We start from the raw sequence: 26,016 nt of genomic DNA on the forward strand, positions 1-26,016 counted from the left end.
CCGCTGACCCCGGAGCGTTCCTGGCTTACACGAGGTGGCAGTCAGAGCCGCGGACAGCGACGGCGGCCACTCGGCCTGGCATGCTCCGATCATGGGCGCTGCGCTTGAGCTGATCGAGGATGAAGACCGGTGGCGGTTGCCGTACCGCGGGATGCAAGTGATCCAGATCAAGGTCGACCATCAGCTCACCCTGGTCCTGGACGGCGGCGCTGAAGTGCAGATCGAGACGGACGCCTTCCTGACCGAGGGCGCCTTGGGCGCTCCAGCAGTGCAGCCGGTGCGCCTGGATCCGGAACGGCAGGAGGTCGCTCCGGCGCTGGCACTTTTCGGGGCCACCGTGCTGTCCCCCGTTGCTTTCAAGACCGGGACCTTGCGCCTGGTCTTCAGCACCGGAACACATCTCACCATCAAGCCTCATCCTGAATACGAGGCTTGGAACGCCCGCGGGCCGGGGGGCCTGCTGCTCGTCTGCCAACCTGGCGGAGGTGTAGCCGTCTGGTCGTGACCGCCGGCCCCGGGTGGCACGCCGGCCACGGTCCTGCACGGACCCGCCGGATCAGGCGCCGAAGTGGACCGAAGGCGGGCAGTATGGGGCCCGCGCCATCACGGGGGGAACGGCGCGGGCCTGGTCTCCAACGATAGCCACCGGAAGTGCCGCATCGAAGGGCTGCGGCAAACCCATAGCTATTACACAGCGAACGGCCCGGTCCATCGGACCGGGCCGTTCGATTCGTTCAGGCGTTGCGTCAGTTACGCACGGCCTCGACGCGCGCCAGGGCGCCCGCGAGGTCGGCCTTGTTCGCCGAGGCGGAGGAGGCGGCGGCCTTGTCGACCGTCTCGCAGCCGGTGGCGGTGCCCTTGGCGAAGACCTGGCAGAAGTCGCCCTTCGCCCAGTTCGCCCCGCCGTTCACCTTGTCGGTGGCGGCGTTGCTGCCGACGTCGATGCCCTCGCCGAAGAGGAGGTCGTTGCCGGCGTCGCCCCAGATGTTGTCGTTGCCGGAGTCGCCCAGCGCGACGTCGTCGCCGGCGCCGAGCACGATGCGGTCGTTGCCGGTCTGGCCGACGACCGCGTCGTTGCCGGTGCCGCCCCAGATGCTGTCGTTGCCGGAGTTGCCGTCGATCTCGTCGTTGCCGGCGCCACCGTCGACGCGGTCCGCGCCGGTGCCGGCGATCAGGACGTCGTTGCCGCCGCGGCCGAACAGCTGGTCGTTGCCGGAGGCGCCCTGCAGCTGGTCCTTGCCGGAGCCGCCGGTCAGCTTGTCGTTGCCGGTGCCGCCGTCAGCCAGCATGTAGACCTTGGTCTTGTTGACGACCCAGTCGTTCTTGTCGCCGAGCGCGATGCGCAGGGTCTTGGTCGCCGTCTTGGTGGTGCACTTGACCTTGGTCTTGTCGCCCTTGACGGCCTTGCAGCCCTTACCGGCCTTGATCGCGACCTTGTCGTCGAGGGTGACGGTGCGGCCCTTGATGGTGATGGTCAGGCCGTTCGCCTTGGTCAGCAGCGCCCGGAAGTCGACGGTCGCGCCGGACACCTTCGCCAGGCCGGCCGACGCGGCCTGGGCCGGCGTGGCCAGGACCGCGGTCGAGGCGACAGCGGCGGCGGTGGCGCCGACGAGGGCCAGGACCTTGCGGTTGAGGAAAGACATGCGGAATTACCCCCGTGTAAGACTTTGGGTGATCGACTGTGGAGCCTAGAAGAGGCGCGCAACCGGTTTCTATAGAACGGAACCGTATCGACCTGTGGCTGGTGCAGCCTACCCATAGTTGACAGTCATTACAAGGTCAGCAACTGAGTTCCGCGCCGTACCGGCTCTGGGTCGGCCGCATGACCACCCAGACCCGCTCCACACCTGGGAGTTCGCGAATCGCCGGTATCGGGGCACAGTCGAATTCCTGTGCAACCGACGTCAATCGGAACGACTCGGACATGCTCTCCAGTTGGATGCCCTCGACCCGGTCCCGCTGGTCCTTCCACCGTTCCCGGAGCTTCGCCAGCGCCTCCTCCCGGGTCTCGAAACGGACCGTGCCGCCGGACGAGAGGCCGGCCGGGAACGAGGACTCGACCGCCGCCTTCTGTTCGGCGGTGATCTCCGGTTCCAGATAGACGACGACCTCGAATCTGCGCTCCGGAAGATAGCGGTATCCCGCGAGCAGCAGCACCGAGCTGGAGGCCAGCGCGCCGAAAACCAGGGCGGCCGCTGTCGCCGCCAGCATGAACCGCATGCGGCGTGATCGGTCTGGTCGCGCCTCACCGTCGTCCGGGCCCCCGTCGCTCATGGGCCAGAAGCTATACGCCGTCCGAGATGGACGCTGTACCGGGTCGGCCGAAGAGGCAGGATGAGCTGGACAAACTGGAGGGTCAGAGGACGAACGCCAGCAGACCGATCACGCCCAGTGCCACACCGGTGACCGCCATCACGCGTCCCACCGCCGGGTGACCCGCCCGGGCCCATCCGGTGGCCCGGGTCCAGCCGGCGAGGCCGAACAGCACAGCGCCGATCGCGGGCAGCAGCAGAGCGTTCGCCACGAGGCCGATCAGACCGAGGATCAGCGCGTGGAAAGCCGGTGAGTTGCGGCCGGCTGCCAGGTCCGTGCCGGCGTCCGGAAGGCCCCAGGAGCGCTTCCCGGACGGCGACCGGCCGGCCGCCAGCGACATCTCGAACGGGGCGGGCTGCACGTGGCTGGTCCACCGGGAGCCGTCCCACCAGCGCTGCCCCGCGGCGCCGGCCGGATCGGCGTACCAACCGGCGGGAACGGTCCTCGTCTCGCTCATCGTGTCGTTCATCGGACGAGCGCGGGAGTGACTTGAGGCGGGAGACTCGGAAGCAACCGGAGAGAAACGTGCCGCGAACGTGCCAGTCGGCCGCCGTCCGGGCGGTGAGAGTGAGCGCCACTTGTAGGCCGCCGCCCGGTCTATCAAAGTTATTCATTGAAACCGGTCAGCATCACCGCGAGGAGGCGACGTCGTGCAGACCTTCACGAACGAAGCGGAGCAGGAGGCTTTCGCCCTGGCGGAGGCACTGCTGGACAAGGCGATGGACTGCATGCGCCACGCCGAGGAGGCCGCGGGGGCGTTCCGCAACGGCCGGATCGCGATGCGCCGCCAGTTCAAGGCGCGCGGACTGTCCGAACCGGAGGCTGACATCCGCTGGCGCGCCACCGGGCAGGCCACCCGCGCGATCTCCGACAACGACTTCTTCATGTCGCAGGCCTCGATGTACAACAACGCGGCCGCCGCGCATTACGCCAAGGCGCTCTATCTCAGGAGTCGGTGACCGCGGCGCCGCCCAGGTCGGCGACCTGCCCGGCGCGGTAACCACGCGTGCGGCCGCTGCCCCGCAGGCGTCGCGGCGGCATCTTGGCCAGCTGCGGATAGGTGTCGTCGCGGCGCCGCTCGACCAGGCCGGTCCGGTCGATCAGGACCAACTCGGCGCCGGGCGTCCCGGCAACAGCGGACCGTTCGGCCGCCCACAGCCGGGCGCTGATCGCCTGGCTGTACCCGACCAGCCAGGAGCGCCGGTAAGCGGCCGGATGCTCGCCCCACGGCACCGGGCCGGCGGCCAGGCCGTGCGCCGCCTGGACCAGCAGCGAGGTGAAGAGCAGCTCGACGCGCTCCAGGTCGGCCGCGTGCCCGAAGAGGTGGCTGCGCGCCAGGCTGCGGCGTTCCAGATGCACGACGCGGCAGCGCAACGGTGCCGCCACGGCCGCGAGCAGTCCGGCCTTGTCGCGGGCGTACGGCGCCTCGATGGTGACGATGCGGTCCCCCACCGGGTCTGCCGCCGGGTCGGCGACGGCGAGCATCGCCTGGTCCACGCCGTACTTCGCGATCAGCTCGGCGGCCTTCACGGTGAACGCCTCGGCTTCGCCGGGCGTGCAGGCCGGGTCCTCGGCCATGGCGAGCAACTTGCGGACGCGGGCGAGCAGGGCTTCAGACATCGTTCTGGTACGCGTGAAGCCCGCTCACGCAGCCCGGTGACGCAGGGTGGCGACCGCGGATCCGGCGAGCGCGAGCAGGCAGTCCGGCAGCCGGCCGTCCGCGATCGCGGCGCCGAACAGCGCCTCACCGGTCGGGAAGTCCCCGTTCACGTACGCACTGACGAACCGGGCCACCCAGCGCTTGTCGTACCGCGCGTCGTCGATCCCCGGGAACTCCAGGGTCCAGGCGCCACCGGGCGGCACCTGGCCGACCATGGTCGCCGCGAGGCACCAGGCCACGTCCCACGCCCCGACCACGCCGTCCCGGTTGACGACCGCGTCGAAGGTGTCGGCGACGGCGGCGCTGTCGCCGGTGAGGGCGCAACGCAGGATCTGCGCGGCGTCGTCGAACGCGTCCTGTGGTACTTCGGTCACGGAAGAAAAGGTACGTCCAACCGTCAAGGAACGCTCGTCGACGAGGGGAATTTCAGGCCTACGCGCTTTTGCGGCGCAGCCGGTTTCACGCCCCCCGGAGCAGGCAGGTGATCCGCGCGGTGCAGACCCGGTCGCCGGCCTCGTCCTCGATGACCACCTCGTACGTCGCCACGGCACGTCCCCGGTGCACCGGGGTCGCGGTCCCGGTGACGAGCCCTGCGCGGGCCGCCTTGTGGTGGGTGGCGTTGATGTCGACGCCGACGGCGAACGGACGGTCCACGGTCTGCCCGTGCAGCACCGCGCCGACCGAACCGAGGGTCTCGGCGAGCACGCAGGAGGCGCCACCGTGCAACAGCCCGTACGGCTGGGTGTTGCCCTCGACCGGCATGGTGCCGACGACCCGCTCGGCGCCGGCCTCGGTGATCTCGATACCCATCCGTTCGGCGAGCGCACCGCCCCCGCTGCTGGTGAACAGGTGCTGCATGCCGTCCTCCGCGATATCCACGTCGGCGTACGTTACCGGCGCATGAACGGCGGACCAGCGACATCCGTCACAGGGCGGTTGACTGAGCGGGCGACCATTCGGGTACTGGCGGGCGGTCGGGCCGGATCAACCGGCCAGGAGAGGAGCATCGTGAGCGAGCCGCAGGAGCTGATCGAGACCCGTGGGGACGACCGCGTCGACCTGGTGACCCGGGACGCGAACGGCGACGGCAAGACCGACGTGTGGATATCCGACACCGACGGTGACGGCAAGCCCGACCTCTTCCAGTTCGACACCGACGGGGACGGGAAGGTCGACATCACCATGGTCGACCTCGACGAGGACGGCACCCCGGACGTGGTGGTCGACGGGGACGGCGGGATGCCGCCCTCGGTCTGAGGGCAGTTCCGCACTAGCCGTTGCCGATCAACGACAGCGCGACCCAGAGCACGCCGATCGCCACGACGGTGGTGCCGACCGCGGAGACGGTGTGCCGCCAGGACGGTTCGCCCTCCACGGCTTCCGGGTGCCCGAGCTTCTCCAGGACGGCACGCTGCTGCCGTACCTCGGCGTGGTGTCGGGTGTCCGGGTCCGGGGTCCGGCTCAGCTCCACCGCGAGCCGGGCCTGAGCGCGTTGCAGGCGCCGCACCGCCAGCCTTCCCCGCCGCCCCGCCCGCGCCGCGGCGTGCCGGCGGGCCGCCGCCCGGCGCGATCCCGAGCCGAGCACCCGCAGCTCCCCATCGGTGATCAACTGCGGATCGCCCAGCTGCGCCAGCCGGCCGACGTAATAGGCCGCCTCCTGATCGTGCGCCCGCCGGACCAGATAGAGGATCAGCAGCAGCGGCGGCAGGCCTTTGAAGACCAGCACCGCGAGCAGGGCCAGCGCACCGTTGCCCAGCCCGTCGCGGAACAGCGGCGAGTTCCACAGCACGTGGGAGGCCCAGGCCCCGAAGAGGGCCAGCCCGGCCATCGCCAGCCGGTGCCGGCGGGTCCGGTGCGGGTTGACCACGAGATAGCCGATGCCGGCGCCGGCCAGCGCGCCGAACAGCGTGTGGCTCCACACCCCGGCCAGGAAGCCGCGCACCAGGAACGTGGTGACCACCGGCTGGACCTGATCGCCCTCGCCGGCCAGCGAAACGGCGCCGACCGCGAACACGATGTCCTCGACGATCTGGAAGCCGAGCCCGACCAGGGCGCCGTAGACGACGCCGTCCAGCACGCTGTTCACCTGCGCGCGGGCGATCAGCACGATGGCCACGACGCCGAGCGTCTTGGCGATCTCCTCGACCGTCGGCCCGGCCAGGGCCGGGCCCCAGTCGGCCGCCAGCGCGGGTGAGCCGAGTTTCGCGATCAGGTTCTCCAGCGAGTTGCTGCCCGGGATGGAGACCGAGGTGGCGACCAGGCCGCCCCAGGCGAACGCCAGCACGCGCAGGCTCGGCGGCTCGCGCTCCAGGAAGTCCAGCTCGGCCAGGAAGAGCCAGAACGGCACGGCGAGCAGCGCGAAAAGCAGGACGGCGGTGACCGTCGCCACCGGGTAGACCTCGAGGAACCGGCCGGCGATCTGCGCGATGCGTGCCGCTCCGGCGGTGAGGAGTACGACCACCACCCAGAAGGCGGGCTGACGGGAGAGCCCGAGACCCGACCAGGTGCCCGGGCGAACCGGGTCGCTCACCGGTGGCCCTCGAACCGCAGGGTGCGGGTGCTCGCGTCGATCTCCGGGAGCACCCGGCCGAGCTCCTGGTCCGAGCCGCTCACGGTGACCTCGATGGTGAAGCCGTGTGCGACGAAGACGGCGTACCGGCCGTCCCGGTCGCCGGCTTCGTAGCCGCCCTGGAGTCCGGTCAGCCCACCGGCCGTCGAGACGGCGAGCTGCATGCCGGTGATCTGATGGCCGGTGGTCCCGGTGATGCGCTGGCGCAGGCGCACGGCGGCGGCGGTCAGGTCGCCGTCGAAAGGCTGGACGGCTATCGCGTACTGCACCGGGCCGAGCCGGAACAGCGCGGTGCCACGTTGTGTCCCGGGCCGCGTTCCGGTCAGATCCAGTCTGGCCCGCGGCGGCGGGACGATGGTGACCCCGGCACCTACCTCGTACGGCTCGCCGGCCGGCACCGCGCGCTCGGCCGGGACTGCCCGGTCGAGCATCGGAAGACCGAACGCGAGACCGGCGAGGACGAGAGCGATGAGGAGCGCGACGGGCAGACCGAGTTTGCCGGGGAGATCGGTGAGCTGACTCCGTGTAACCCTCCCCACCCATCCAAGCTAACGGCGGTTCCGGGTCGCTGTCCGGAGAACACGTTGCTGGCCACAGTGGATGAACGATCAACCTGGGCGATTACGGATTTGTCCGTTTTACCGAAATATGCGCGGCGGGTACCGAAGCGGTGAGCCACACCCCGTTGGCACTGCGGTGGAAGACGTGACCCTCCTCCGCCATGATCCCGGCAGCGACCGCCAGGACGACCACATCGGCGGATCGGCGGCGTCCCACCACCAGCGCGGTCGGCACGTCGATCGAGAGATGCACATGATGGCGGGACCGCGGCCGCAGGCCCTCCCGCATGATCGGGTCCAGATTCGCGCGGGGCGTCCCGTGGAACAGCTCGCCGGGCGGCGTCGCCGGCGGCAGGTCCAGGTCGACGGCGACCCGGCGGGAGTGGCCCTGGTTCGCGCGGATCCGGTCCACGCCGTCCGGGCCGGGCGCGACCGCGAACCGGGCCTTGTCGTTGCCGGCGACCACGACGTCCAGCTCGGCGCGGCTGATGCCGAGGGCCGTGAGCAGGGTGGGGACGGGCACCCAGCCGTTCGCGTCGAGCGTGAGGCCGGCCACCTCGGGCCGGTGCCGCAGCACCAGGGAGAGGCGTTTGCTCAGCCGCACCTGGTCGCGGTCCAGCGCGGTCATGCGCCGGCGGCCGGACGAAGCTCCATGACCGCAAGGTAGTACGGCCGGTCCCGCTCGTCGATCGATTTCAACCGCCAGCCGGTCCCCGCCAGCAGGCCCTCCAGCTCCGGCACGGAACAGTTCAGATAGTCGAACCAGTCGGTCGCGACCGCCCTGTACCGCAGGCGCAACCGCAACTGGCCGCCGAGCCGGCCGCGCTCACGGTTCCGCTCGTGATACGCCACGTGCAGCGGATCGCGGGTCCCGTACGGGTCGGCGCCCTGCGCCACGATCCGGGCGCCCGGATTGGCGAGCCGGGCCAGGGCGGCCAGGAACACCGGCGCCCGCTGTGCGCTCTCCAGCAGACCGAGGTTGTTGCCGACCAGCAGGAACGTGTCGTATCGGACGGCGGCCCGGGAGAACTCGTCCACCGTGTTCAGCACGGTGTCGTGCAGACCCCGCTTGCGGGACACCTCGATCGCGCCGAGCGAGGTGTCCAGCCCGGTCACCGCGATGCCCCGGCGCTGCAGCTCGAGCGCGGTCCGCCCGGCGCCCACACCGATGTCGAGCACCCGGCCACGGCACAGATCCAGCGCGCGGCGGTCCCACGGCTGCCAGGCGTCCGGCTCGTCCAGGTAGTGGTCGGCGAGCGCCCCGTTGATCAGGCCGTCGTCGCGCTCGATCACCTCGATGACCGGACGCGGCAGCCGGCCGCCGGCCAGGGGCCTCGGCCCGATCCCGGTGCGGACCGCGTACGCGTCCCTGATCATCTCGCCGTACGCGTCGCCGATCATCGGCTGCTCCATGGTCATTACTCTTGAGGACATGGCCGCACTGCAGCAACTCGGTTCCGAGAAGTACGTCCTGCTGACCACCTTCCGCAAGGACGGTCGCGCGGTGCCGACACCTCTGTGGGTCGTACCCGATGGTGCGGGGCTGGGTTTCTGGACCGTCGCCGGCAGCGGCAAGCTGAAGCGGATCCGCAACAGCGGGCGGGTCACGGTGGCCGCCTGCGATATGCGCGGCAACCCCACCGGCGAGGCGATCGAGGCGGTCGCGCGAATCGGCGACCACGCGGACCGGATTCGCGTCGGCGAGGGGATCAAGAAGAAGTACGGCCTGGTCGGCCGCCTGACCATGCTGGGCAGCCGGCTCCGGCGCGGCGTCGACGGCACGGTCGCCGTGCTGGTCGAGTGAGCCGACCACGGTGATCCACCCCGGTCCGCAGAGAAGATCCATACCGGCGAAGAAAAGATCAAAGAAAAAGCCGGAACCGGGATAACCCGGCGTCGGCTTGATCGTTTTTCAGGTAGGTCGGTGGAAACGTAGAAGGGGCGGTCGCCTTCCCCAGCGCTCGCCCCTCACCACGAACTTCGTCGACCCGAGGTCAGTCGCCCTGACGCTGCGTGGGAATCTGTCCTTGCAGCAGGGCACGAACCTCTGACTCTCGGTAGCGACGGTGGCCACCCAACGTGCGAATTGCGCTGAGCTTGCCCGCCTTCGCCCACCGGGTAACGGTCTTCGGGTCGACACGGAACATCGACGCCACCTCGGCCGGCGTTAGTAGCGGCTCAGGATCGTGCGTACGCGATGCCATCGGTCACTCCTCCACAGGTGCCTAAAAAACATCGGCCGGGGTCCCGCCGGCCGGTGCGTCTCTCATGGTCCGGCTAGTCCCCGATGTCCGACATGGGCCGAACGGACGAACGTCCCCAGATAGACGGATGAAGCATGCCCGATTTTTGCGTGTTTTCTACGCCAGATAGTGCCTCGTTTAGTCCGATTATCACGCTTCGGGGATCGGCGATTACGAAGAGTGTTCGCTTCGGGAGCGCTCTCAAGGACAGGGATACGTACCCCTCTGTCCTATTTCCGCAGGTCAGTTGCATCGCTCCAAAAGCTGGACGACTCGCCAGCGCGCGACCAGCTTTTCGTACGCCTCGCTAGCTGACTCAGCGTCACCGCGAGAAAGTGCCGAAAGTCCGACTGCCACCAGTCCGGGGGAATCGTCCTCTGCGAGGTTGTCCTCCGGGAGAAGGTTGACGAGGCCGCCGTAGTCGAGCTCGACCACCGACCGGGGATGGAACTCCTCCAGCCAGCGCGTGCCCTCCTCCACCGCCTCCGTGATCGGGGCGTCACCCAGCGCCTTGCGCAGCACCGAGACGGCGCGATGGGCCCGGCGCCGCGCCTTGGAGATCTCGGTGCGGTAGCGCAGCACCCGCCGCCGGCCGGTGAGCGAGATCTCCCGCTCCTCCAGGTCGACGAAGGCGAACCACCGCAGCGGCACACCCCAGGTGGAGATCTGCTCGTGCACCCGGGGCACACCCTGCTCCAGAACCTTGGCACCGCTGCGCCAGTCCTCCACCACGGCCTTGGCCTGACCGGCCAGCACCGGCGGGACGAAGGCGTCGGCCAGCACCGCGGGCACACCGTCCCGGGCGTTCAGAGCGGCCTCGGCGACGCGCAGCCGCAGGCTCCACGGGCAGACCAGGACCGAGCCGTCCCACTCCAGGACGTAGGCCTCGTCGGGCAGGTCCGGCAGACGGGTCCAGCCGGCGCCCAGCGCCTCCAGCACAGCGGTGCGCTGACGGGCGGGTCCTTCGACCAGGCCCAGATCGCGGCCTTCGTTCGCGTACTGGCGCCAGAAGGTCTGCCTGTCCCGGTCGAAGGCGGTCAGCGGTTCGTAAACCCGTAGGTACGACGCGAACAGTGACGGCACGGCGCGATCCTTTCACGAAATCGCCCGGGAGGAACTTCCCGCGCGGACGGAATCGCCGTCGCATTCAGCGCGACTACGCTCGCAGTGTCCGGCCCACCCCGCCGGATCCCCTAGGCCCCACGAAGGCCGCGCAAGCAGATCAGGAGAGCAGGATGGGTGTGTTCGACACCGACGGCAACGACGCCACCGGACACGAACAGGTCGTCTTCTGTCAGGACCGCGCCAGCGGACTCAAGGCGATCATCGGTATCTACTCGACGGCGCTCGGCCCCGCGCTGGGCGGGACGCGGTTCTACCCGTACGAGAACGAGGAAGCCGCCCTCGCCGACGTGCTGAGACTGTCCCGCGGCATGGCTTACAAGAACGCCATCGCGGGACTGGACCTGGGCGGCGGCAAGGCGGTCATCTGGGGCGACCCGGTCCGGGACAAGAGCGAGGCGCTGCTCCGGGCGTACGGGCGGTTCGTCCAGTCGCTGAACGGCCGCTACTACACCGCGTGTGACGTCGGCACCTATGTGCCCGACATGGACGTGATCGCCCGCGAGACGCGGTACGTGACCGGCCGCAGCCGGCAGAACGGCGGCGCCGGCGACTCGTCCGAGCTGACCGCCTGGGGCGTCTTCCAGGGCATGCGCTCGGGCGCCGAGCACACCTGGGGCACGCCGTCGCTGCGCGGCCGCACCGTCGGCATCGCCGGGCTGGGCAAGGTCGGCAAGTACCTGGCCGGCCATCTGGCCGGTGACGGCGCCACGGTGGTCGCCACCGACGTCAGCCCGGCGGCCCTGGAATGGGCCCGGACCACCCACCCCGAGATCCACCTGGTGGCGGACACCGAGACGCTGATCGCGAGCGACATCGACGTGTACGCCCCGTGCGCCCTCGGTGGCGCCCTGAACGACGAGACCGTCCCGGTGCTGCGCGCCAAGGTCGTGGCCGGCGGCGCCAACAACCAGCTGGCGCACCCCGGCATCGGCAAGCTCCTGCAGGACCGGGGAATCCTCTACATCCCCGACTACGTGCTGAACGCCGGTGGGGTCATCCAGGTCGCCGACGAGATCCGCGGCTTCGACTTCGAGCGGGCCAAGCTCCGGGCGACCGGCATCTTCGACACCACCCGCCGGATCCTGGAGTTGGCCGGCGAGGAGGGCGTGCCCCCGGCCGTGGCCGCGGACCGGCTCGCCGAGCGCCGGATGGCCGAGGTCGGCCGGCTCCGTTCCATCTACCTCGACTGAGACGGTTAAGGCGGGTTTGGTGGCTGCCGCGCGGCGTCTTGGAGAACCAACCGCGACGCGCGGCAGTGTCACACGCAACCCGAGGTGCCGAACGCGCCATCGTCCATGTACCGTAAGACCCACGAGAGATGCCTGACGTCATCGGGGCCCGCCTTCGGGCTGCCCCGAATTCTGTGCGAGGGGGTCGAGCCATGGGGCGCGGCCGTGCTAAGGCCAAGCAGACGAAGGTGGCCCGGGAGTTGAAGTACCACTCCCCGAACACCGACCTCACCGCCTTGCAGCGCGAACTGGCGGGTGCCGGTAAGTCCGACCGTCACTTCGACGACGACAACGATGAGTTCGTCGACGATGACGAGGACGACGCTGAAGACGACCAGGATTCCTGGTCGCCGACAAGGCGGCATTGACCCCGTTCTGCACAGAGCACGCGGATTCACCGCGTGCTCCCGTGTGTGTCGGTGTCGAGCAACTTCCCACGGTTACAACGATGAAGCCCACGCGGGCTGTTACCCGCGTGGGCTTCGACCGGAAGCTCGTCTAACGCGGCCGGTTGTTCCAGTTGTAGAACGTGGGGATGTTTTCGAAGTGGTTCCAGGCGCAGACCGCCGAGCCGCCGTCCTCCGGCGTGTCCTCAGCGCGCCGGTGCCGCGCGGTCTCCGCCTCCGCGATGAGCGCGGACAGGCCGGCTCGGGCGCCGTGCACCCGGGCCGTCACCGGATCCGTCTCCACGCCTTCAGACAGCCGTGGCTTCGTGATCTCGGGCATGGTCCAGCACTCCCTCCAATAGACGAATCTTGCTGTTACGGCAGTGGTCCGTCTCGGTGACGTCGAACCGGCCGTGCTCGAAGTAACGGTTCGCCGCATGAGCGCCGCCACAGAAGCCGAAGTAGGGGCAGGTCTCGCGGCATGCCTCGATCCCGGTCAGGAACTCGCGGATCCAGAGGGAGCCCGCAGCACCGGCCAGGATCTCCGGCAGCGGGGTGGTGAGAACGTTCCCACTACTGAAATCGCCGTACCGGGCGTCACTGAATCCGGCGAGCTCCGGCGACAGCAGCACCACCGAGCCGTCGTAGGCGACCGTGGGTATCGGGTCCAGCCGGCGGGGCAGCAGTTCGTCCGCCGTGCCGTCGAGGACCGCCCCCGCGTACCGCAGCGTCCACTCGATCTCCCGCAGGTGGATCCGGGGGTCCCGGCGCCAGGCGGCGACCAGCTCGGCCCAGAACGCGGTCACCGCGACCGGGTCGTGCCGGTTCAGGCGGGTGTTGACGCCTTCCAGCTCCTCGACGTTGATGCCGAGCACTTCGCAGCCCAGGCCGAGAAAATATTCGTACAGCTCGGTGGCCACGCCGGGTCGCGGATCGCCGACCACGCAGAGTGTGGAGAACGGGATGCCGTGCCGGCGTAAGGTCTCCACCCCTTTCAGGATCTGGTCGTAGGCCGGCTTGTCGCCCCGGTCCACCCGGTCGGCGTTGCGTTGCCGCGGCCCGTCCACGCTGACGCTGACCCGCACGTCGTGCTCGAGGAAGAACTCGCACCACGCGTCGTCGATCAGCGTCGCGTTGGTCTGCACGTGATGCTCGACGCCGTCGCCGAACGGCGCGAAGAGCGCGGCCAGGTGGGCGAGACCCGCGGCGAGCGGCTCGCCACCGTGCCACACCACCGAGAATCTTCCGGTACGAGTGAAGCCGGCCACGCCGTCAGCCACGGCCTGGGCCACCTCCACCGTCATCCGGTTGTTCGCACGCCGCAACGGCAGATAGCAATAGCCACACGCGAGGTTGCAGAGAGTAGTGGGCTGCATCACGACATAGCTCGGCACCGTCGAGATGCCCCGCATCCCGCTCCACGCAACCGCCATGTCCCGCACACTCCCGTCCTGGATGCGACTCAGGTCAGGCTAGGCCTCGCAGTCCACTACGCAATGCGAAAGATCCGCATGTGCCGGACATCGACACACGCGGATCATTTCATGCGGGGTCCGGTGCTAACCAGAAATCGCTCAACCCCGGGTGTAGGAACCCATCATCTGGACCTCGCCGGAGCCCTCCAGGACCTCACCGACCTGCCACGCCTCGACACCGCGACCGGTGAGGTAGGCCATCGCCCGGTCGGCGTCGTCCGAGGAGACGATCGCGAACATGCCGACGCCCATGTTGAAGGTGGCCTCCATCTCGGAGTCCTCGATGCGCCCCTTCGCCTGGATCAGGTCGAAGATGGGCTGCGGGCGCCAGGTGGAACGGTCCACCACGGCGTCCACGTGGTCGGGCAGGATCCGCACCAGGTTGCCGGGGATGCCGCCGCCGGTGACGTGCGAGAACGCCCGGACGTCGGTCTCCTCGATCAGGCCGAGGCAGTCCTTGGCGTAGATCTTGGTCGGGGTGAGCAGCTCCTCACCGAGGGTCCGCTGGGTCCCGAAGTCGTCGACCACCGTGTCCAGCCGCATCCGGCCGGCGCCGAGCAGCACGTGCCGCACCAGCGAGTATCCGTTCGAGTGCAGGCCGGACGAGCGCATCGCGATCACCGCGTCGCCCACCTCGACCCGGTCCCGGCCGAGGATCTCGCTCTCCTCGACCACGCCGACGCCGGTCGCCGAGACGTCGTACTCGTCGGGACGCAGGACGCCCGGGTGCTCGGCGGTCTCGCCACCGAGCAGGGCACAGCCCGCGTACCGGCAGCCGTCGGCGATGCCGGCGCCGATCTCGGCGACCTTGTCCGGCACGACCTCGCCGCAGGCGATGTAGTCGAGCAGGAACAGCGGCTCGGCGCCGCAGGCCACCAGGTCGTCGACGACCATCGCGACCAGGTCGATGCCGATCGTGTCGTGGATGTCGAGCTGCTGCGCGATCACCAGCTTGGTGCCGACGCCGTCGGTGGAAGAGGCCAGGATCGGACTCTTGTACTTCTGGGTGTTCAGCCGGAACAGGCCGGAGAAGCCGCCCAGGTCACCGATCACCTCGGGCCGGGTGGTCTTCTTGACCTTCGACTTGAGCAGCTCGACCGCACGGTCGCCGGCGTGGATCGAGACACCCGCGTCCGCGTACGTGGCGGACCGCTTGCGCGTGGCCCCACGGCCGGAACCCGCCGTCCAGAGCTGGCGGTCAGCGCCTTCGGCGCCGTTCGATCCGGCACTGCGCTCGGACACGTGCGTCACGGTTCTCCCCTTAGTGGTTCTGAAGGATCTGGAAAGTCACGGGTGGTGCAGCGCTGACGCGCCGCCCGGGCTGGCGACCAGTGGCGCCGGTGCCGATCGGTCGCCCTCGGCGTACTCCCGGGCCTCGTAGTCGGACTCGAGCTCGGCCACCGCGGCCGCGGTGGCCTCGGACGAGGCGCCCGGCATCGCGGCTCTGCGACCCACGCCCTCCAGCACGTGCTTGCCGATCAGATCCCCCGCCGGGAGTTCGATCGGGTACTGCCCGTCGAAGCACGCCATGCACAGGCGGGTCTTCGGCTGCTCGGTGGCCTGGACCAGCCCGTCCAGCGAAACATAACCCAGACTGTCGGCGCCGATCGAGCGGCGGATGCCGTCGATCTCCAGCCCGTTGGCGATCAGCTCGGCACGGGTGGCGAAGTCGATGCCGTAGAAGCACGGCCATTTCACCGGCGGTGACGAGATCCGCACGTGGATCTCCAGCGCGCCGGCCTCACGGAGCATCCGGATCTGGGCGCGCTGGGTGTTGCCGCGGACGATCGAGTCGTCGATCACCACGATCCGCTTGCCGCGGACCACCTCGCGCAGCGGGTTCAGCTTCAGCCGGATGCCGAGCTGCCGGATCGTCTGGGACGGCTGGATGAAGGTCCGGCCGACGTACGCGTTCTTCATGAAGCCGGCGCTGTACGGGATGCCCGAGGCCTCGGCGTAGCCGATCGCGGCCGGGATGCCCGACTCCGGCACGCCGATCACCAGGTCGGCCTCGACCGGATGCTCCTTGGCCAGCTTGCGGCCGACCTCGACACGGGCCGAGTAGACGTTGCGGCCGGCGATCGTGGTGTCCGGACGGGCCAGGTACACGTACTCGAAGAGGCAGCCCTTGGGCTCCGGCGCGGCGAACCGGCTGGACCGCAGGCCGTGCTCGTCGATCGCGACGATCTCGCCGGGCTCGACCTCACGGACGAAGCTGGCGCCGGTGATGTCCAGCGCCGCCGTCTCGCTGGCGATCACCCAGCCGCGCTCCATCCGGCCGAGGACCAGCGGGCGGACACCCTGCGGGTCGCGAGCCGCGTACAGCGTGTTCTCGTCCATGAAGACGAAGCTGAAGGCGCCGCGCAGAGTGGGCAGCAGCTCCATCGCGGCGGCCTCGACCGAGAGATCGGGGCGGCTGGCGAGCAGCGTGGTGACCAGGGCGGTGTCAGAGGTGGAGTCGCCCACCTCGAGGCCGCGGTCAGCGACCTCCTTGGCCAGCTCGGCGGTGTTGACCAGGTTGCCGTTGTGCGCCAGCGCGATCGTGGTGCCGGCCGTGGTGGCCCGGATCGTGGGCTGGGCGTTCTCCCAGTTGGAGCCGCCGGTCGTGCTGTACCGCGCGTGCCCGATCGCCAGGTGCCCGCGGAGGCTGGCCAGCGTCGGCTCGTCGAACACCTGGGAGACCAGGCCGATGTCCTTGTAGACCACCACCCCGGACCCGTCGCTCACCGCGATGCCGGCAGCCTCCTGGCCACGGTGCTGGAGTGCGTAGAGACCGAAATAGGTGAGCTTGGCCACCTCTTCCTCGGGGGCCCAGACTCCGAAGACACCGCAGGCGTCCTGGGGGCCGCGTTCCTGGGGGTCGAGATCGTCGGTCAACCGGCCGTCGCCTCGGGGCACCTGCTTGCTCCCTCGCGTTGTTTAACCTGCGCTGTCGGAACTGCATAAAGGGCTCGAAGCGCTGATCTGCTCGAACTAGCTGGTCCGCTCCGACCGCCCAGTGTACGCGAGCCCACGGGCACCGGACCCGGCCTCGTCATCCGGTCAGCGGCAGGTACTCACTGAGATCGGTACGGACCCCGCTGGCCCGGAGCCGGCCGTCGCCGAGGGCCTCGTTCCACTCCAGGCGGCCGGTTGCCAGCAGCAGCCAGGTCATCGGATCGGTTTCCACCACATTGGGCGGTGTGCCACGGGTGTGCCGCGGACCGGCAACACACTGAATCGCACCGAAAGGTGGAATCCGGACCTCCACCGAACGGCCGGGCGCTCGCCGGGACAACTCGGTCAGCAGGGCTCGGACGGCGTCACGCAGCACCGGACGGGCGGGGTCGACACCCCGGTCCAGCGCGTCCAACGCCTCGGACACGGACTCGGATTTATTGTGCGCAGGGGACACGTCGGGACGATACGACCTGGATTGCCGACAACGGCACACGGCCCTGGGTCGCGCGAAAGACGTATGACAAGGCATAGTGGCCGACGGTGTAGAAGTCGTGGGATCTCTCCGATAGCCGGATCACGAGGCCACGACCGAAAGGCGGTGGACGTTGACGACGCACCTACGAGCCCGGATGACTCAGGCCGGTGCGTTCCTGGCGCTGGCTGTCGGCCTGGTGGCCGGCACATCGACGGCTGCCCTGGCTGTTCCACCGACTGTGAACATCGAATCACTGTCCGAAGCCGAGGTTGAGTCCGGGGCTACTGTAACCATGCAGTACACCGTACGTAACCCCGGGGCCGGTGAGGTCGAGGATCCCCGGGTCAGCATCCAGGTGAGCGGCATCCAGTGCCGCAGCGGCTGCAGCCCCGCCCAGGACATTCAGGACGAGGCCGGCTTCACCGCGACGCTCGTCGCGCCGAACGTGGGCCAGGGCCAGACCCAGGAGGTCACCATCACGGTGACCGCCAAACTCGACGAGACCGGCGAGACCGCCTCGGCCAGCGACACCATCAGGGTCAAGGGCCCGGAGGCGCCGAAGGCCGTCCGGCAGGTGTCCGGCAAGATCAAGAGCAGTGACGGCGAGCGCCTCTCCGGCGTCGACGTCGCCATGACCGACAGCGCCGGCGGCCAGTTCAGCGCCAAGACGAACGGCGACGGCGGTTACTCCTTCACGTCCTCGGAGAGCCAGCCCATCGCACCCGGCCGCCTCACGGTCGGCGCGGTGAAGGACGGCTTCCAGGCCAAGACGGTGAACGCGCAGGGCACCGCCGGCAGGAGCGTGACCGTCTCGATCACGCTCAAGAAACTCGCCAGCGAGAGCCCCTCCCCGTCGCCGTCCGCGTCGGCCTCGGTCAGCGCCGAGCCGACCGAGGAGATCACCGACGAGGAGGAGCCGACCGAGGAGCCGAGTGAGGCGGCAGGTGCCGCGAACACCGACAACCTCTCGGCCGAGTCCGACGGTGGCACCAACTGGCTGCTCATCATCATGGGCGTGCTGCTGGTGGCAGCCGGCATCGGCGCCTTCGCCCTGGTCTGGCTCCGCCGCAAGAACAGCGCAGACGACGCGTCCGGCGAGTCACCCTCCCCCGGCTTCGGCGCACCCGGCCCGGCGACCGCGAGCGCGTTCGACCAGACCCGGGTGGCTGCTCCGGCCGGCGTGGGCCGCGGCGGCGACGCCACGATGATCGCTCCGGCGGCCGGCATGCCCGGTGGCATCTCGGACGCCCCGACGATGGTGCACCGGCCGGTCGAGGACGAGTTCCCGGACCCGTACGGCGCTCCCATCCCGCCGCACGGCGGTTTCGCCGGCACGAACAGCCAGTGGGACGAGCCGGGCGCCGACGGCTACGGCGGCGCCCAGCAGTACGGGCAGCAGGGTGGCTACGGCGGTGGCGCCTACGGCAACGAGCCGCAGCCGCGCTACGACGAGCACACCAACCTGTACCAGCCCGAGCAGCCCCAGCAGCCGCAGCGCTACGACGAGCACACCAGCCTCTACCAGCCCGAGCCGGACAACGGCGGTTACGGCGGCCAGCAGCAGTACGGCGGGCAGCCGGCCGGCGGTTACGGCGACCAGCCCGCTTGGGGCGGGCCGGGTGAGGCCGGCACCGGCTACGGGCCGCAGGGTGGCTACGACCAGCAGCCGGGCGGTGGCTACGGCGGGTACGACCAGCAGCAGGGCGGCTACGACGACCAGGGCAACTACGGCGGTGCCCAGCCGTACAGCGGTGTCGGCCAGCCCTACGGCGGCGCTCCGGCGGGTGGTTACGACCAGCAGCGCGGCGGGGCGTACGGGGGGTACGACCAGCAGCAGGGCGCCTACGGCGACCAGGACGGCTACTACGACCCCCAGACCGGGCAGCCGGCTCAGCGGCCCAAGCGCAACGACTGGGACGACTGAGTTCCACCAGCACTGAGGAAGCCCCGCGCGATGTGATCGCGCGGGGCTTCCTGTCTGCGGGGCCTGCCCGCAAACAGCGAAGCCGGCCGGGGATATCCCTGGCCGGCTTCGGTGGTGACTGTCGGATCAGCCGCCGATCGGGCCGCCCGGCGTCTTCGGGTCGGTGAGCTCCAGCGTGACCGAGCGGACCTCGCCGCCGGCCGGGGTCGCCGGCTCCTCCGCCGCCACCTCGGTGTGCCGGCTGACCAGCTCGGCAGTACCGCCGAACAGATCGTGCAGGGTCGCCGACCAGGCCTCGCGCAGCTCGCCCAGCGGGATGCTGAACTGGCCCTCCACCTCGAGCGCCGCCTCCTCGGAGGTGACGCCGATCGGGGTGCACGGCACGCCGAACTCCGCCGCCAGGGCGGTGAACGCCTTCTCGTGCCCGCGCGGCACCGCGACGAGCGCCCGGCCCGCGGACTCGCTGAACAGGTAGACGAACGGCGACGTGCCGTTCTCCGGGAAGGTCACCTTGGCGCCGACCTCACGCCGCAGGCAGCTCTCCACCAGAACCTGGGAGAGGCCACCGTCGGAGAGGTCGTGCGCGGCGCTGACCAGGCCGGTCTGCGAGGCCCGGGCCATCAGCTTGCCGAGCACCTGCTCGGCCGCCAGGTCCACCTTGGGCGGACGGCCGCCGAGGTGGCCGTGTGTCACCCAGGCCCACTCCGAACCGGACAGTTCCGCACCTGTCTCGCCGAGCAGGAAGAGCAGGTCGCCGCCGGCCTTGGCGGGCGGCGGGAAGCCCATCGGGATGCGGCGGGTCACGTCGTCGAAGATGCCGAGCACACCGACCACCGGAGTCGGGTGGATCGCCGCGGCGCCGGTCTGGTTGTAGAAGCTGACGTTGCCACCGGTCACCGGGGTCCCGAGCTGCTGGCAGCCGTCGGCGAGACCGCGGACGGCCTCGGCGAACTGCCACATCACGGCTGGGTCCTCGGGCGAGCCGAAGTTCAGGCAGTCGGTGACCGCAACCGGCTCGGCGCCGGTGACGGCGACGTTCCGGTAAGCCTCGGCGAGAGCCAGCTTGGCGCCCTCGTACGGGTCGAGGCGGGCGAACCGGCCGTTGCCGTCGACGGACAGCGCGACGCCGAGGTTGGTCTCCTCGTCGATCCGCAGCACACCGGCGTCCTCCGGCTGAGCCAGCACGGTGTTGCCGAGCACGTACCGGTCGTACTGCTCGGTGACCCAGCTCTTGTCGCACAGGTTCGGCGAGGCGATCATCCGCAGTACGGTGGCGCGCAACTCGTCACCGTTCGCCGGCCGGGGCAGCGTCTCGGCCCGGTCGGCCTGCAGCAGGATCAGGTCACCGGGCTCGCGCAGCGGCCGGGAGTAGACCGGGCCGTCGTCGGCGAGCGAGCCCGGAGGCACGTCGACCACGACGTGGTCGTTCCAGGTGATCACCAGGCGGCCCGGGGTGCCGTCCTCGGCGGCCGCGGTGACCTCGCCGATCGCGGTGGCCCACACGCCCCACTTCTCGGCGACGGCCAGCACCTTGTCCAGGTTCTCCGGCGTGACGATGAGGAGCATCCGCTCCTGCGACTCGCTGGCCAGGATCTCGGTCGGCGACATCGACGGCTCGCGCAGCGGCACCCGCTCCAGCCAGACCCGCATGCCGGTGCCGGCCGCGGCGGCGGTCTCGGTGAGCGCGCAGGTGAGGCCGGCGCCGCCGAGGTCCTGGATGCCGGAGACGAGACCGGCGTCGTACAGCTCCAGGCAGCTCTCGATCAGCAGCTTCTCCATGAAGGGGTCGCCGACCTGCACCGACGGGCGGCGCTGCTCGGCCTCCTCGTCGAAGGTCGCCGACGCCAGCACCGAGACACCGCCGATGCCGTCCCGGCCGGTCCGCGCGCCGAGCAGCACCACGATGTTGCCGGTGCCGGTGGCTTCCTTCTTCTGCAGCCGCTCGACCGGCAGCACGCCGATGCTGAGCGCGTTGACCAGCGGGTTGCCCTGGTAACACGGGTCGAAAACGATCTCGCCACCGATGTTCGGCAGGCCGAGGCAGTTGCCGTAGCCGCCGATGCCGGCCACCACGCCGGGCAGCACCCGGGCGGTGTCCGGGTGGTCGGCCGCGCCGAAACGCAGCGGGTCCATCACCGCGATCGGGCGGGCGCCCATCGCCAGGATGTCGCGGACGATGCCGCCGACACCGGTCGCCGCGCCCTGGTAAGGCTCGACGTAGCTCGGGTGGTTGTGCGACTCGACCTTGAAGGTGACCGCGAGCTTCTCGGAGATCTGCACCACACCGGCGTTCTCGCCGATGCCGGCGAGCATCCGGGTGTTCGCGGGCGTCTTCTCACCGAACTGGCGCAGGTGCACCTTGCTCGACTTGTACGAGCAGTGCTCACTCCACATGATCGAGTACATCGCCAGCTCGGACGCCGTGGGCCGGCGGCCGAGGATCTCGCGGATCCGCTGGTACTCGTCGTCCTTGAGGCCGAGGTCGCCGTGCGGCTGCAGCTCATCCGGCGTGGCCGCCGCCCGCTGCACCGTGTCCGGGCCCTCTTCGAACTCATTGACCAGCACGTCGGTGGCGGCGAAGCCGCTCGGCTTGCTCGTCGGCGCGGCCGCCGCCGGCGGCTGGTTGGGCACGCCCCGCGAGGCGGCCGCCCCGCTGGTGGCCGTCTCCGGCTGCGTGGTCATCGCTGTTGTCCCCCTGCGAGCTGTCCGTCCGCGGACGCCCCGGCCAGGGACTGCAGGACGGAGGTGAAGAAGCCGAGGCCGTCGAGCGACGGGCCGGTCAGCGCCTCCACGGCGTGTTCCGGGTGCGGCATGATGCCGACGACGTTGCCGGCCTCGTTGGTGATCCCGGCGATGTCGCGCTGCGAGCCGTTCGGGTTGCCGCGGATGTACCGCGCGATCACGCGGCCCTCGGCCTCCAGGCCGTCCAGCGTCTTCTGGTCGGCGACGAAGCAGCCCTCGCCGTTCTTCACCGGGATGAGGATCTCCTGCCCCGCGGTGAACCGGTTGGTCCAGGCGGTGTTGGTCGCCTCGACGCGCAGCCACTGGTCGCGGTTACGGAAGTGCAGGTGCTGGTTGCGGGTCAGCGCGCCGGGCAGCAGGTGCGCCTCGCAGAGGACCTGGAAACCGTTGCAGATGCCGAGCACGGGCAGACCACCCCGGGCGGCATCGATGATCGACTCCATCACCGGGGCGAACCGGGCGATGGCGCCGCAGCGCAGATAGTCGCCGTACGAGAAACCGCCGGGCAGCACCACGGCGTCGACCCCGTGCAGGTCGGCGTCGCCGTGCCAGAGACGGACGGATTCGGCGCCGGCGATGCGCGCGGCGCGAGCTGCGTCCCCGTCGTCGAGTGAGCCGGGGAAGGTGACCACACCGATCCGCATGGTCAGGCGACCTCCGCCGCGGCGTCCTCGACGATCCGGATGTCGAAGTCCTCGATCACCGGGTTGGCGAGCAGCTTGTCGGCGATCTCACGGGCCCGATCAAGGTCGGGTTCCCCGGTGAAATCGATCTCGATCCGACGACCGATGCGGACAGAGGAGACATCGGTGACGCCGAGCCGGGGCAGCGCGTTGGCCACTGCTTGACCCTGCGGGTCGAGGATCTCCGGCTTGAGCATGACGTCGACCACGACGCGAGCCACGGGCACTCCTGACTGATAGGTGTAAGCACGCGAAGCCTACCTGGTGGAGACCGTGACCGGCCCACGGCCCGGTGTCGGCAGACCGACCCGACGGTGGTTGAGCTGGGGATCCCCCCGCCCTGCGGCCACCCGTCCCGGGGTCATCACACCGTGATAGGTGTCGATTGGGTGGTGGGCGTGACGCCGCCGATGCCCTACGTTGCATCCATCGCATTCGATCCACCCGCTCGTGCGCCTCGTGAACCATCCCCAGAAAGGAATCTCGACGTGCGCATTCGACTCCTGGCCGCTCTCGCCGCCGGTCTCACCGCTGCCCTCGTGGCACCGTCCGCCGCCCAGGCCGACGACCCCGACGTCACCCCCTACATCATCGGGGGCAGCACCGTCGCCTCCGCCCCGTGGGCCGCCGCCGTGCTGAGCAACGGCAACTTCACCTGCTCCGGGACGATCATCTCGGCCAACTACGTGCTGACCGCACGGCACTGCATCAGCGGCACCATGTCGGTGCGCATCGGCAGCGTGAACCGCACGTCCGGTGGCGTCACCCGCACGGTGGCGTCCACCTCCACCCGGTACGACCTCGCGCTGATGCGGCTGAGCCAGTCGGTCAGCACCACGTACATGCCGCTGTCCAGCGCGTACCCGCCGGTCAACTCGACCAACTCGATCTACGGCTGGGGCATGACCTGCTACTCGGGCTGCTCGGCCTCGACCGTGCTGAAGACCGCGACGGTGCGGGTGACCTCCACCAACCAGACCGACGCGTACGGCGGCCGGGCCATCGGCAGCACCCGGATCAACGGCAACGCCTGGCGCGGTGACTCCGGCGGGCCGCAGGTCTACAACGGCGCCCAGGTGGGTGTCGCCTCGACCGCTGACGGGTCGAGCCGTCAGTACTACGGCAGTGTGGCTTACAACCGGGCCTGGATCACGTCAGTCGCCGGCGTCTGATCCTCGCCTCAGGGAGCGCTCGCCCGTTCCTCCCGAACGGGCGAGCGCTTCCTGCGTGTGAACTTGCGGCTCGATACGAACCTCAACTTCACACACCGAACGGCTGCAAGCGGCTCGATATGAGCCGTAGGTTCACAGGTGGGTCAGAGGATCGGGGCGGGGGCGTAACCGGCCGCCTCCGGGTGCCGGGCCACGATCGCGGCGACCCGCTCGGCCACCGCACCGACCTGCGCCGGCGCCGCGCCGACGAAGGCGGCCCGGTCCGCCACCAGGGTGTCGATCTCGGCCCGGGACAGCTGCAGCCGGCCGTCGGCCGCCAGCCGGTCGAAGAGATCGTTGACAGCGGCGCCCTTCTCCCGCATCGCCAGCGCCACGGCGACCGCGTGCTCTTTGATCACCTCGTGGGCCACTTCCCGGCCCACGCCCTTGCGCACGGCGGCGACCAGCACCTTCGTGGTGGCGAGGAACGGCAGGAAACGATCCAGCTCACGACCGATCACCGCGGGGTACGCCCCGAACTCGTCGAGCACGGTGAGGAACGTCTGGAACAGGCCGTCGGTGGCGAAGAACGCGTCCGGCAGCGCGACCCGGCGCACCACCGAGCAGGAGACGTCACCCTCGTTCCACTGGTCGCCGGCGAGCTCACCGACCATCGACAGGTAACCACGGACGATCACGGCGAGCCCGTTGACCCGCTCGGACGACCGGGTGTTCATCTTGTGCGGCATCGCCGACGAGCCGACCTGGCCCGGTTTGAAGCCCTCGGTCACCAGCTCCTGGCCGACCATCAGCCGGATCGTGGTGGCCAGCGACGACGGGCCGGCCACGATCTGCGCCAGCGCCGAGACGACGTCGAAGTCCAGCGACCGCGGGTAGACCTGGCCGACGCTGCTCAGCACGCGGGCGAAGCCGAGGTGCTCGGCGACTTTCGCCTCCAGCCGGGCGAGCTTGTCGAAGGAGGCGTCCAGCAGGTCCAGCTGGTCCGCGGCGGTCCCCACCGGGCCCTTGACGCCCCGCAGCGGGTAGCGCGCGATCAGCTCGTCCAGCCGCTCGTACGCGATGAGCAGCTCCTCGGCGGCCGAAGCGAACCGCTTGCCCAGCGTGGTGGCTTGCGCCGCGACGTTGTGCGAGCGGCCGGTCAACACCAGGTCGGAGTGCTCGACGGCGAGCGCCGACAGCCGTGCCAGCGTGGCCACCACCCGGTCGCGGATCAGCTCGAGGGAGGCCCTGATCTGGAGCTGCTCGACGTTCTCCGTCAGGTCCCGGGAGGTCATCCCCTTGTGGATCTGCTCGAAGCCGGCCAGCTCGCTGAACTCCTCGATGCGGGCCTTCACGTCGTGCCGGGTGATCCGCTCACGCGCCGCGATCGACTCCAGGTCGACCCGGTCCAGCACCGCCTCGTACGCCTCGACGGCGCCGTCCGGCACCGCCACACCGAGGTCGCGCTGTGCCTTCAGCACGGCGAGCCAGAGTCGCCGCTCCATCCGGATCTTCTCCTCCGGGGACCAGAGAGCGACGAGGTCGGCGGAGGCGTAGCGGGTGGCGAGCACGTTCGGAATGGTCACGACGACGATTCTTTCATCCTCCGGAACACGGCCGGCGCGACGATAGCGCCTGGCGACACCGCCCCGGATCCGTTCCTCGCCGGCCACCGCGATCTGCCCGGCCGCGAGCAGGTTGCGCAGGTGGTAGCTGGCGTTGGCGTGCGTGATGCCGAGCTCACGGGCCACGTCGGCGGCGGTGAGCCCGGCATCGGTCAGCAGCGCCATGATTCGCACGCGGACCGGGTGGGCAAGCGCACGCAACGCGGCCCGGCCGCCCTCTCCAGTCATGCCCGGAGTCTAGGCCGACCGTCCAACAACTGTTGGAGAGTGGCAAACTGCACGAAGAAGCGGCATTCTCGCTAACGTTACCGGCGAGTAGGTTCGACGCTCATCCCCGAAAGGTCTACTGATGACTGATTTCAACCCCGAGGCGCTCTCGTCGATCGGCCCGAAGGAGTTCGCTCAGCTCGTCAAGTCCACGCCGGACTCGAAGATCGCCGAAGTGATGGCCTCGGACTCGCGCACGAAGATCCTCGACGAGGTCTTCAACCGGATGCCGTCGCTGTTCCGCGCCGACAAGGCCGGCAACACCTCGGCGGTCATCCACTGGATCATCACCGGCGGCGCGAACGGCTCCAGCGACACGTACGAGACCGTGATCGAGAACGGCGCCTGCACCGTCACGAACCAGCCGGCGCGCGAGCCGAAGCTGGCCATGACCATGGACGCGGTCACGTTCCTGAAGACGGTCGCCGGCGACGGCAACCCGATGATGCTGTTCATGACCGGCAAGATCAAGGCGAAGGGCGACCTGTCGCTCGCCGCCAGCATCGCCAAGCTCTTCGACATCCCCAAGTCCTGACCCGGCGGTGAGCCGTGCGTGGTGGTTTTTTGTGGTTTGTGCCCCCCGCAGTACCCCCAAAGTGCGGGGGCCAACCCCGCGACGGGGGTTTTTGTGAACCGAAGGGGAAAGGGG

The 26,016-nt window shown here is 69.8% G+C and carries 30 protein-coding genes; 9 read left to right on the forward strand and 21 right to left on the reverse strand.

The window, feature by feature from the left end:
• The first annotated feature begins 91 nt into the window (after nucleotides 1–91).
• On the forward strand, nucleotides 92–505 hold the full coding sequence (locus tag AC0NH5_RS41630) for a DUF6188 family protein (RefSeq protein ID WP_474413717.1): 414 nt from the start codon (nucleotides 92–94) through the stop codon (nucleotides 503–505).
• A gap of 241 nt (nucleotides 506–746) precedes the next feature.
• On the opposite strand, the gene AC0NH5_RS41635 is transcribed toward AC0NH5_RS41630, so the two are convergent.
• The 3 genes from AC0NH5_RS41635 to AC0NH5_RS41645 form a co-directional block, all read right to left on the reverse strand.
• Nucleotides 747–1,643, reverse strand: coding sequence for a calcium-binding protein (locus AC0NH5_RS41635; RefSeq protein ID WP_474413719.1), 897 nt, complete (start codon nucleotides 1,641–1,643; stop codon nucleotides 747–749).
• 136 nt (nucleotides 1,644–1,779) lie between these two features.
• Nucleotides 1,780–2,274, reverse strand: a complete 495-nt coding sequence (locus AC0NH5_RS41640; protein ID WP_474413721.1) for a permease-like cell division protein FtsX — start codon at nucleotides 2,272–2,274, stop codon at nucleotides 1,780–1,782.
• A gap of 82 nt (nucleotides 2,275–2,356) precedes the next feature.
• Entirely contained in the window at nucleotides 2,357–2,782 is a 426-nt protein-coding gene (locus AC0NH5_RS41645) for a DUF2510 domain-containing protein (protein WP_474413723.1), read from the reverse strand.
• A 181-nt stretch (nucleotides 2,783–2,963) separates the two neighbouring features.
• Here AC0NH5_RS41645 and AC0NH5_RS41650 point away from each other — a divergent pair, with 181 nt between their 5' ends.
• Complete coding sequence (locus AC0NH5_RS41650) at nucleotides 2,964–3,272, forward strand: hypothetical protein (protein ID WP_474413725.1); 309 nt, start codon at nucleotides 2,964–2,966, stop codon at nucleotides 3,270–3,272.
• Here AC0NH5_RS41650 and AC0NH5_RS41655 read toward each other — a convergent pair.
• From AC0NH5_RS41655 to AC0NH5_RS41665, 3 genes are all read right to left on the reverse strand, one after another.
• Nucleotides 3,259–3,933 carry a DUF2786 domain-containing protein gene (locus AC0NH5_RS41655; protein ID WP_474413727.1) on the reverse strand — a complete coding sequence of 225 codons (675 nt, stop codon included), beginning with the start codon at nucleotides 3,931–3,933 and terminating at the stop codon, nucleotides 3,259–3,261. The two genes, AC0NH5_RS41650 and AC0NH5_RS41655, sit on opposite strands and share 14 nt — an antisense overlap.
• A 24-nt stretch (nucleotides 3,934–3,957) precedes the next feature.
• On the reverse strand, nucleotides 3,958–4,347 hold the full coding sequence (locus tag AC0NH5_RS41660) for a hypothetical protein (RefSeq protein WP_474413729.1): 390 nt from the start codon (nucleotides 4,345–4,347) through the stop codon (nucleotides 3,958–3,960).
• A gap of 85 nt (nucleotides 4,348–4,432) precedes the next feature.
• Nucleotides 4,433–4,831 carry a PaaI family thioesterase gene (locus AC0NH5_RS41665; protein ID WP_474413770.1) on the reverse strand — a complete coding sequence of 133 codons (399 nt, stop codon included), beginning with the start codon at nucleotides 4,829–4,831 and terminating at the stop codon, nucleotides 4,433–4,435.
• 150 nt (nucleotides 4,832–4,981) lie between these two features.
• Between AC0NH5_RS41665 and AC0NH5_RS41670 the strand changes: the two genes are divergently transcribed.
• Nucleotides 4,982–5,230, forward strand: coding sequence for a hypothetical protein (locus AC0NH5_RS41670; protein ID WP_474413731.1), 249 nt, complete (start codon nucleotides 4,982–4,984; stop codon nucleotides 5,228–5,230).
• Between the two features lie 13 nt (nucleotides 5,231–5,243).
• On the opposite strand, the gene AC0NH5_RS41675 is transcribed toward AC0NH5_RS41670, so the two are convergent.
• From AC0NH5_RS41675 to AC0NH5_RS41690, 4 genes are all read right to left on the reverse strand, one after another.
• Complete coding sequence (locus AC0NH5_RS41675) at nucleotides 5,244–6,503, reverse strand: PrsW family intramembrane metalloprotease (protein WP_474413733.1); 1,260 nt, start codon at nucleotides 6,501–6,503, stop codon at nucleotides 5,244–5,246.
• A complete protein-coding gene (locus AC0NH5_RS41680) occupies nucleotides 6,500–7,081 on the reverse strand; it encodes a hypothetical protein (RefSeq protein WP_474413735.1) in 582 nt (193 codons plus the stop codon). Before AC0NH5_RS41680 ends, AC0NH5_RS41675 begins: the two co-directional genes overlap by 4 nt.
• Before the next feature lie 82 nt (nucleotides 7,082–7,163).
• Complete coding sequence (locus AC0NH5_RS41685) at nucleotides 7,164–7,730, reverse strand: RNA 2'-phosphotransferase (RefSeq protein ID WP_474413737.1); 567 nt, start codon at nucleotides 7,728–7,730, stop codon at nucleotides 7,164–7,166.
• A complete protein-coding gene (locus AC0NH5_RS41690; RefSeq protein ID WP_474413738.1) occupies nucleotides 7,727–8,536 on the reverse strand; it encodes a class I SAM-dependent methyltransferase in 810 nt (269 codons plus the stop codon). Before AC0NH5_RS41690 ends, AC0NH5_RS41685 begins: the two co-directional genes overlap by 4 nt.
• Between AC0NH5_RS41690 and AC0NH5_RS41695 the strand changes: the two genes are divergently transcribed.
• Nucleotides 8,535–8,906 (forward strand): PPOX class F420-dependent oxidoreductase, encoded by a 372-nt coding sequence (locus tag AC0NH5_RS41695; protein ID WP_474413740.1) that lies wholly within the window; start codon nucleotides 8,535–8,537, stop codon nucleotides 8,904–8,906. The genes AC0NH5_RS41690 and AC0NH5_RS41695 overlap by 2 nt on opposite strands.
• 190 nt (nucleotides 8,907–9,096) lie before the next feature.
• Here the strand turns inward: AC0NH5_RS41695 and AC0NH5_RS41700 are convergent, their stop codons facing one another.
• Nucleotides 9,097–9,306 carry a BldC family transcriptional regulator gene (locus tag AC0NH5_RS41700; protein WP_014687221.1) on the reverse strand — a complete coding sequence of 70 codons (210 nt, stop codon included), beginning with the start codon at nucleotides 9,304–9,306 and terminating at the stop codon, nucleotides 9,097–9,099.
• A 282-nt stretch (nucleotides 9,307–9,588) separates the two neighbouring features.
• Complete coding sequence (locus tag AC0NH5_RS41705) at nucleotides 9,589–10,428, reverse strand: DUF8083 family protein (protein WP_474413742.1); 840 nt, start codon at nucleotides 10,426–10,428, stop codon at nucleotides 9,589–9,591.
• 152 nt (nucleotides 10,429–10,580) lie between these two features.
• On the opposite strand from AC0NH5_RS41705, the gene AC0NH5_RS41710 reads away from it, so the two are divergent.
• Both AC0NH5_RS41710 and AC0NH5_RS41715 read left to right on the forward strand, forming a co-directional pair.
• Nucleotides 10,581–11,660, forward strand: coding sequence for a Glu/Leu/Phe/Val family dehydrogenase (locus tag AC0NH5_RS41710; RefSeq protein ID WP_474413744.1), 1,080 nt, complete (start codon nucleotides 10,581–10,583; stop codon nucleotides 11,658–11,660).
• Nucleotides 11,661–11,851: 191 nt separating this feature from the next.
• Complete coding sequence (locus AC0NH5_RS41715) at nucleotides 11,852–12,067, forward strand: DUF3073 domain-containing protein (RefSeq protein WP_474413746.1); 216 nt, start codon at nucleotides 11,852–11,854, stop codon at nucleotides 12,065–12,067.
• A gap of 130 nt (nucleotides 12,068–12,197) precedes the next feature.
• Here the strand turns inward: AC0NH5_RS41715 and amcA are convergent, their stop codons facing one another.
• The 5 genes from amcA to AC0NH5_RS41740 all read right to left on the reverse strand — a co-directional run bounded on the left by amcA (nucleotide 12,198) and on the right by AC0NH5_RS41740 (nucleotide 16,924).
• Nucleotides 12,198–12,425, reverse strand: coding sequence for a multiple cyclophane-containing RiPP AmcA (gene amcA / locus AC0NH5_RS41720; protein ID WP_474413748.1), 228 nt, complete (start codon nucleotides 12,423–12,425; stop codon nucleotides 12,198–12,200).
• Nucleotides 12,394–13,497: a cyclophane-forming radical SAM peptide maturase AmcB gene (amcB, locus tag AC0NH5_RS41725; RefSeq protein WP_474413772.1), complete on the reverse strand. Its 1,104-nt coding sequence runs from the start codon at nucleotides 13,495–13,497 to the stop codon at nucleotides 12,394–12,396. The genes amcA and amcB overlap by 32 nt, the downstream gene beginning before the upstream one ends.
• Before the next feature lie 162 nt (nucleotides 13,498–13,659).
• Nucleotides 13,660–14,811: a phosphoribosylformylglycinamidine cyclo-ligase gene (purM, locus tag AC0NH5_RS41730; protein WP_474413750.1), complete on the reverse strand. Its 1,152-nt coding sequence runs from the start codon at nucleotides 14,809–14,811 to the stop codon at nucleotides 13,660–13,662.
• Between the two features lie 36 nt (nucleotides 14,812–14,847).
• Nucleotides 14,848–16,458, reverse strand: a complete 1,611-nt coding sequence (purF, locus tag AC0NH5_RS41735) for an amidophosphoribosyltransferase (protein WP_474413752.1) — start codon at nucleotides 16,456–16,458, stop codon at nucleotides 14,848–14,850.
• 136 nt (nucleotides 16,459–16,594) lie between these two features.
• A complete protein-coding gene (locus tag AC0NH5_RS41740) occupies nucleotides 16,595–16,924 on the reverse strand; it encodes a sterol carrier family protein (RefSeq protein ID WP_474413754.1) in 330 nt (109 codons plus the stop codon).
• Between the two features lie 343 nt (nucleotides 16,925–17,267).
• Between AC0NH5_RS41740 and AC0NH5_RS41745 the strand changes: the two genes are divergently transcribed.
• The gene (locus AC0NH5_RS41745) at nucleotides 17,268–18,899 is read left to right on the forward strand and encodes a carboxypeptidase regulatory-like domain-containing protein (RefSeq protein WP_474413756.1); all 1,632 of its coding nucleotides are present in this window, start codon (nucleotides 17,268–17,270) and stop codon (nucleotides 18,897–18,899) included.
• Nucleotides 18,900–19,025: 126 nt separating this feature from the next.
• Here the strand turns inward: AC0NH5_RS41745 and purL are convergent, their stop codons facing one another.
• From purL to purS, 3 genes are read right to left on the reverse strand one after another with little or no spacing between them, the layout of a single operon-like run.
• The gene (gene purL, locus AC0NH5_RS41750) at nucleotides 19,026–21,581 is read right to left on the reverse strand and encodes a phosphoribosylformylglycinamidine synthase subunit PurL (RefSeq protein WP_474413758.1); all 2,556 of its coding nucleotides are present in this window, start codon (nucleotides 21,579–21,581) and stop codon (nucleotides 19,026–19,028) included.
• Nucleotides 21,578–22,291 carry a phosphoribosylformylglycinamidine synthase subunit PurQ gene (gene purQ / locus AC0NH5_RS41755; protein WP_474413774.1) on the reverse strand — a complete coding sequence of 238 codons (714 nt, stop codon included), beginning with the start codon at nucleotides 22,289–22,291 and terminating at the stop codon, nucleotides 21,578–21,580. The genes purL and purQ overlap by 4 nt, the downstream gene beginning before the upstream one ends.
• Nucleotides 22,288–22,545: a phosphoribosylformylglycinamidine synthase subunit PurS gene (purS, locus tag AC0NH5_RS41760; RefSeq protein ID WP_474413760.1), complete on the reverse strand. Its 258-nt coding sequence runs from the start codon at nucleotides 22,543–22,545 to the stop codon at nucleotides 22,288–22,290. Before purS ends, purQ begins: the two co-directional genes overlap by 4 nt.
• 267 nt (nucleotides 22,546–22,812) lie before the next feature.
• Here purS and AC0NH5_RS41765 point away from each other — a divergent pair, with 267 nt between their 5' ends.
• Entirely contained in the window at nucleotides 22,813–23,496 is a 684-nt protein-coding gene (locus tag AC0NH5_RS41765) for a S1 family peptidase (protein WP_474413762.1), read from the forward strand.
• Nucleotides 23,497–23,639: 143 nt separating this feature from the next.
• Here AC0NH5_RS41765 and purB read toward each other — a convergent pair whose 3' ends face one another.
• Nucleotides 23,640–25,328, reverse strand: coding sequence for an adenylosuccinate lyase (gene purB, locus AC0NH5_RS41770; protein ID WP_474413764.1), 1,689 nt, complete (start codon nucleotides 25,326–25,328; stop codon nucleotides 23,640–23,642).
• 121 nt (nucleotides 25,329–25,449) lie between these two features.
• Here purB and AC0NH5_RS41775 point away from each other — a divergent pair, with 121 nt between their 5' ends.
• A complete protein-coding gene (locus AC0NH5_RS41775) occupies nucleotides 25,450–25,902 on the forward strand; it encodes an SCP2 sterol-binding domain-containing protein (RefSeq protein WP_474413766.1) in 453 nt (150 codons plus the stop codon).
• Nucleotides 25,903–26,016: the final 114 nt, after the last annotated feature.

The sequence above is a fragment of the Actinoplanes sp. 13 genome (assembly GCF_056134165.1).

Excerpts from the sequence above, each read along its gene's own strand:
- AC0NH5_RS41710 (WP_474413744.1), top strand. The coding sequence starts at position 10,581 with ATGGGTGTGTTCGACACCGACGGCAACGACGCCACCGGACACGAACAG.
- AC0NH5_RS41715 (WP_474413746.1), top strand. The coding sequence starts at position 11,852 with ATGGGGCGCGGCCGTGCTAAGGCCAAGCAGACGAAGGTGGCCCGGGAG.
- AC0NH5_RS41775 (WP_474413766.1), top strand. The coding sequence starts at position 25,450 with ATGACTGATTTCAACCCCGAGGCGCTCTCGTCGATCGGCCCGAAGGAG.
- AC0NH5_RS41640 (WP_474413721.1), bottom strand. The coding sequence starts at position 2,274 with ATGAGCGACGGGGGCCCGGACGACGGTGAGGCGCGACCAGACCGATCA.
- AC0NH5_RS41645 (WP_474413723.1), bottom strand. The coding sequence starts at position 2,782 with ATGAACGACACGATGAGCGAGACGAGGACCGTTCCCGCCGGTTGGTAC.
- AC0NH5_RS41700 (WP_014687221.1), bottom strand. The coding sequence starts at position 9,306 with ATGGCATCGCGTACGCACGATCCTGAGCCGCTACTAACGCCGGCCGAG.
- AC0NH5_RS41695 (WP_474413740.1), top strand. The coding sequence starts at position 8,535 with ATGGCCGCACTGCAGCAACTCGGTTCCGAGAAGTACGTCCTGCTGACC.
- purL (WP_474413758.1), bottom strand. The coding sequence starts at position 21,581 with ATGACCACGCAGCCGGAGACGGCCACCAGCGGGGCGGCCGCCTCGCGG.
- AC0NH5_RS41655 (WP_474413727.1), bottom strand. The coding sequence starts at position 3,933 with ATGTCTGAAGCCCTGCTCGCCCGCGTCCGCAAGTTGCTCGCCATGGCC.
- AC0NH5_RS41635 (WP_474413719.1), bottom strand. The coding sequence starts at position 1,643 with ATGTCTTTCCTCAACCGCAAGGTCCTGGCCCTCGTCGGCGCCACCGCC.
- AC0NH5_RS41665 (WP_474413770.1), bottom strand. The coding sequence starts at position 4,831 with ATGCAGCACCTGTTCACCAGCAGCGGGGGCGGTGCGCTCGCCGAACGG.
- AC0NH5_RS41745 (WP_474413756.1), top strand. The coding sequence starts at position 17,268 with ATGCAGTACACCGTACGTAACCCCGGGGCCGGTGAGGTCGAGGATCCC.
- purB (WP_474413764.1), bottom strand. The coding sequence starts at position 25,328 with ATGACTGGAGAGGGCGGCCGGGCCGCGTTGCGTGCGCTTGCCCACCCG.
- amcB (WP_474413772.1), bottom strand. The coding sequence starts at position 13,497 with ATGCGGGGCATCTCGACGGTGCCGAGCTATGTCGTGATGCAGCCCACT.
- AC0NH5_RS41685 (WP_474413737.1), bottom strand. The coding sequence starts at position 7,730 with ATGACCGCGCTGGACCGCGACCAGGTGCGGCTGAGCAAACGCCTCTCC.
- amcA (WP_474413748.1), bottom strand. The coding sequence starts at position 12,425 with ATGCCCGAGATCACGAAGCCACGGCTGTCTGAAGGCGTGGAGACGGAT.
- AC0NH5_RS41630 (WP_474413717.1), top strand. The coding sequence starts at position 92 with ATGGGCGCTGCGCTTGAGCTGATCGAGGATGAAGACCGGTGGCGGTTG.
- AC0NH5_RS41690 (WP_474413738.1), bottom strand. The coding sequence starts at position 8,536 with ATGTCCTCAAGAGTAATGACCATGGAGCAGCCGATGATCGGCGACGCG.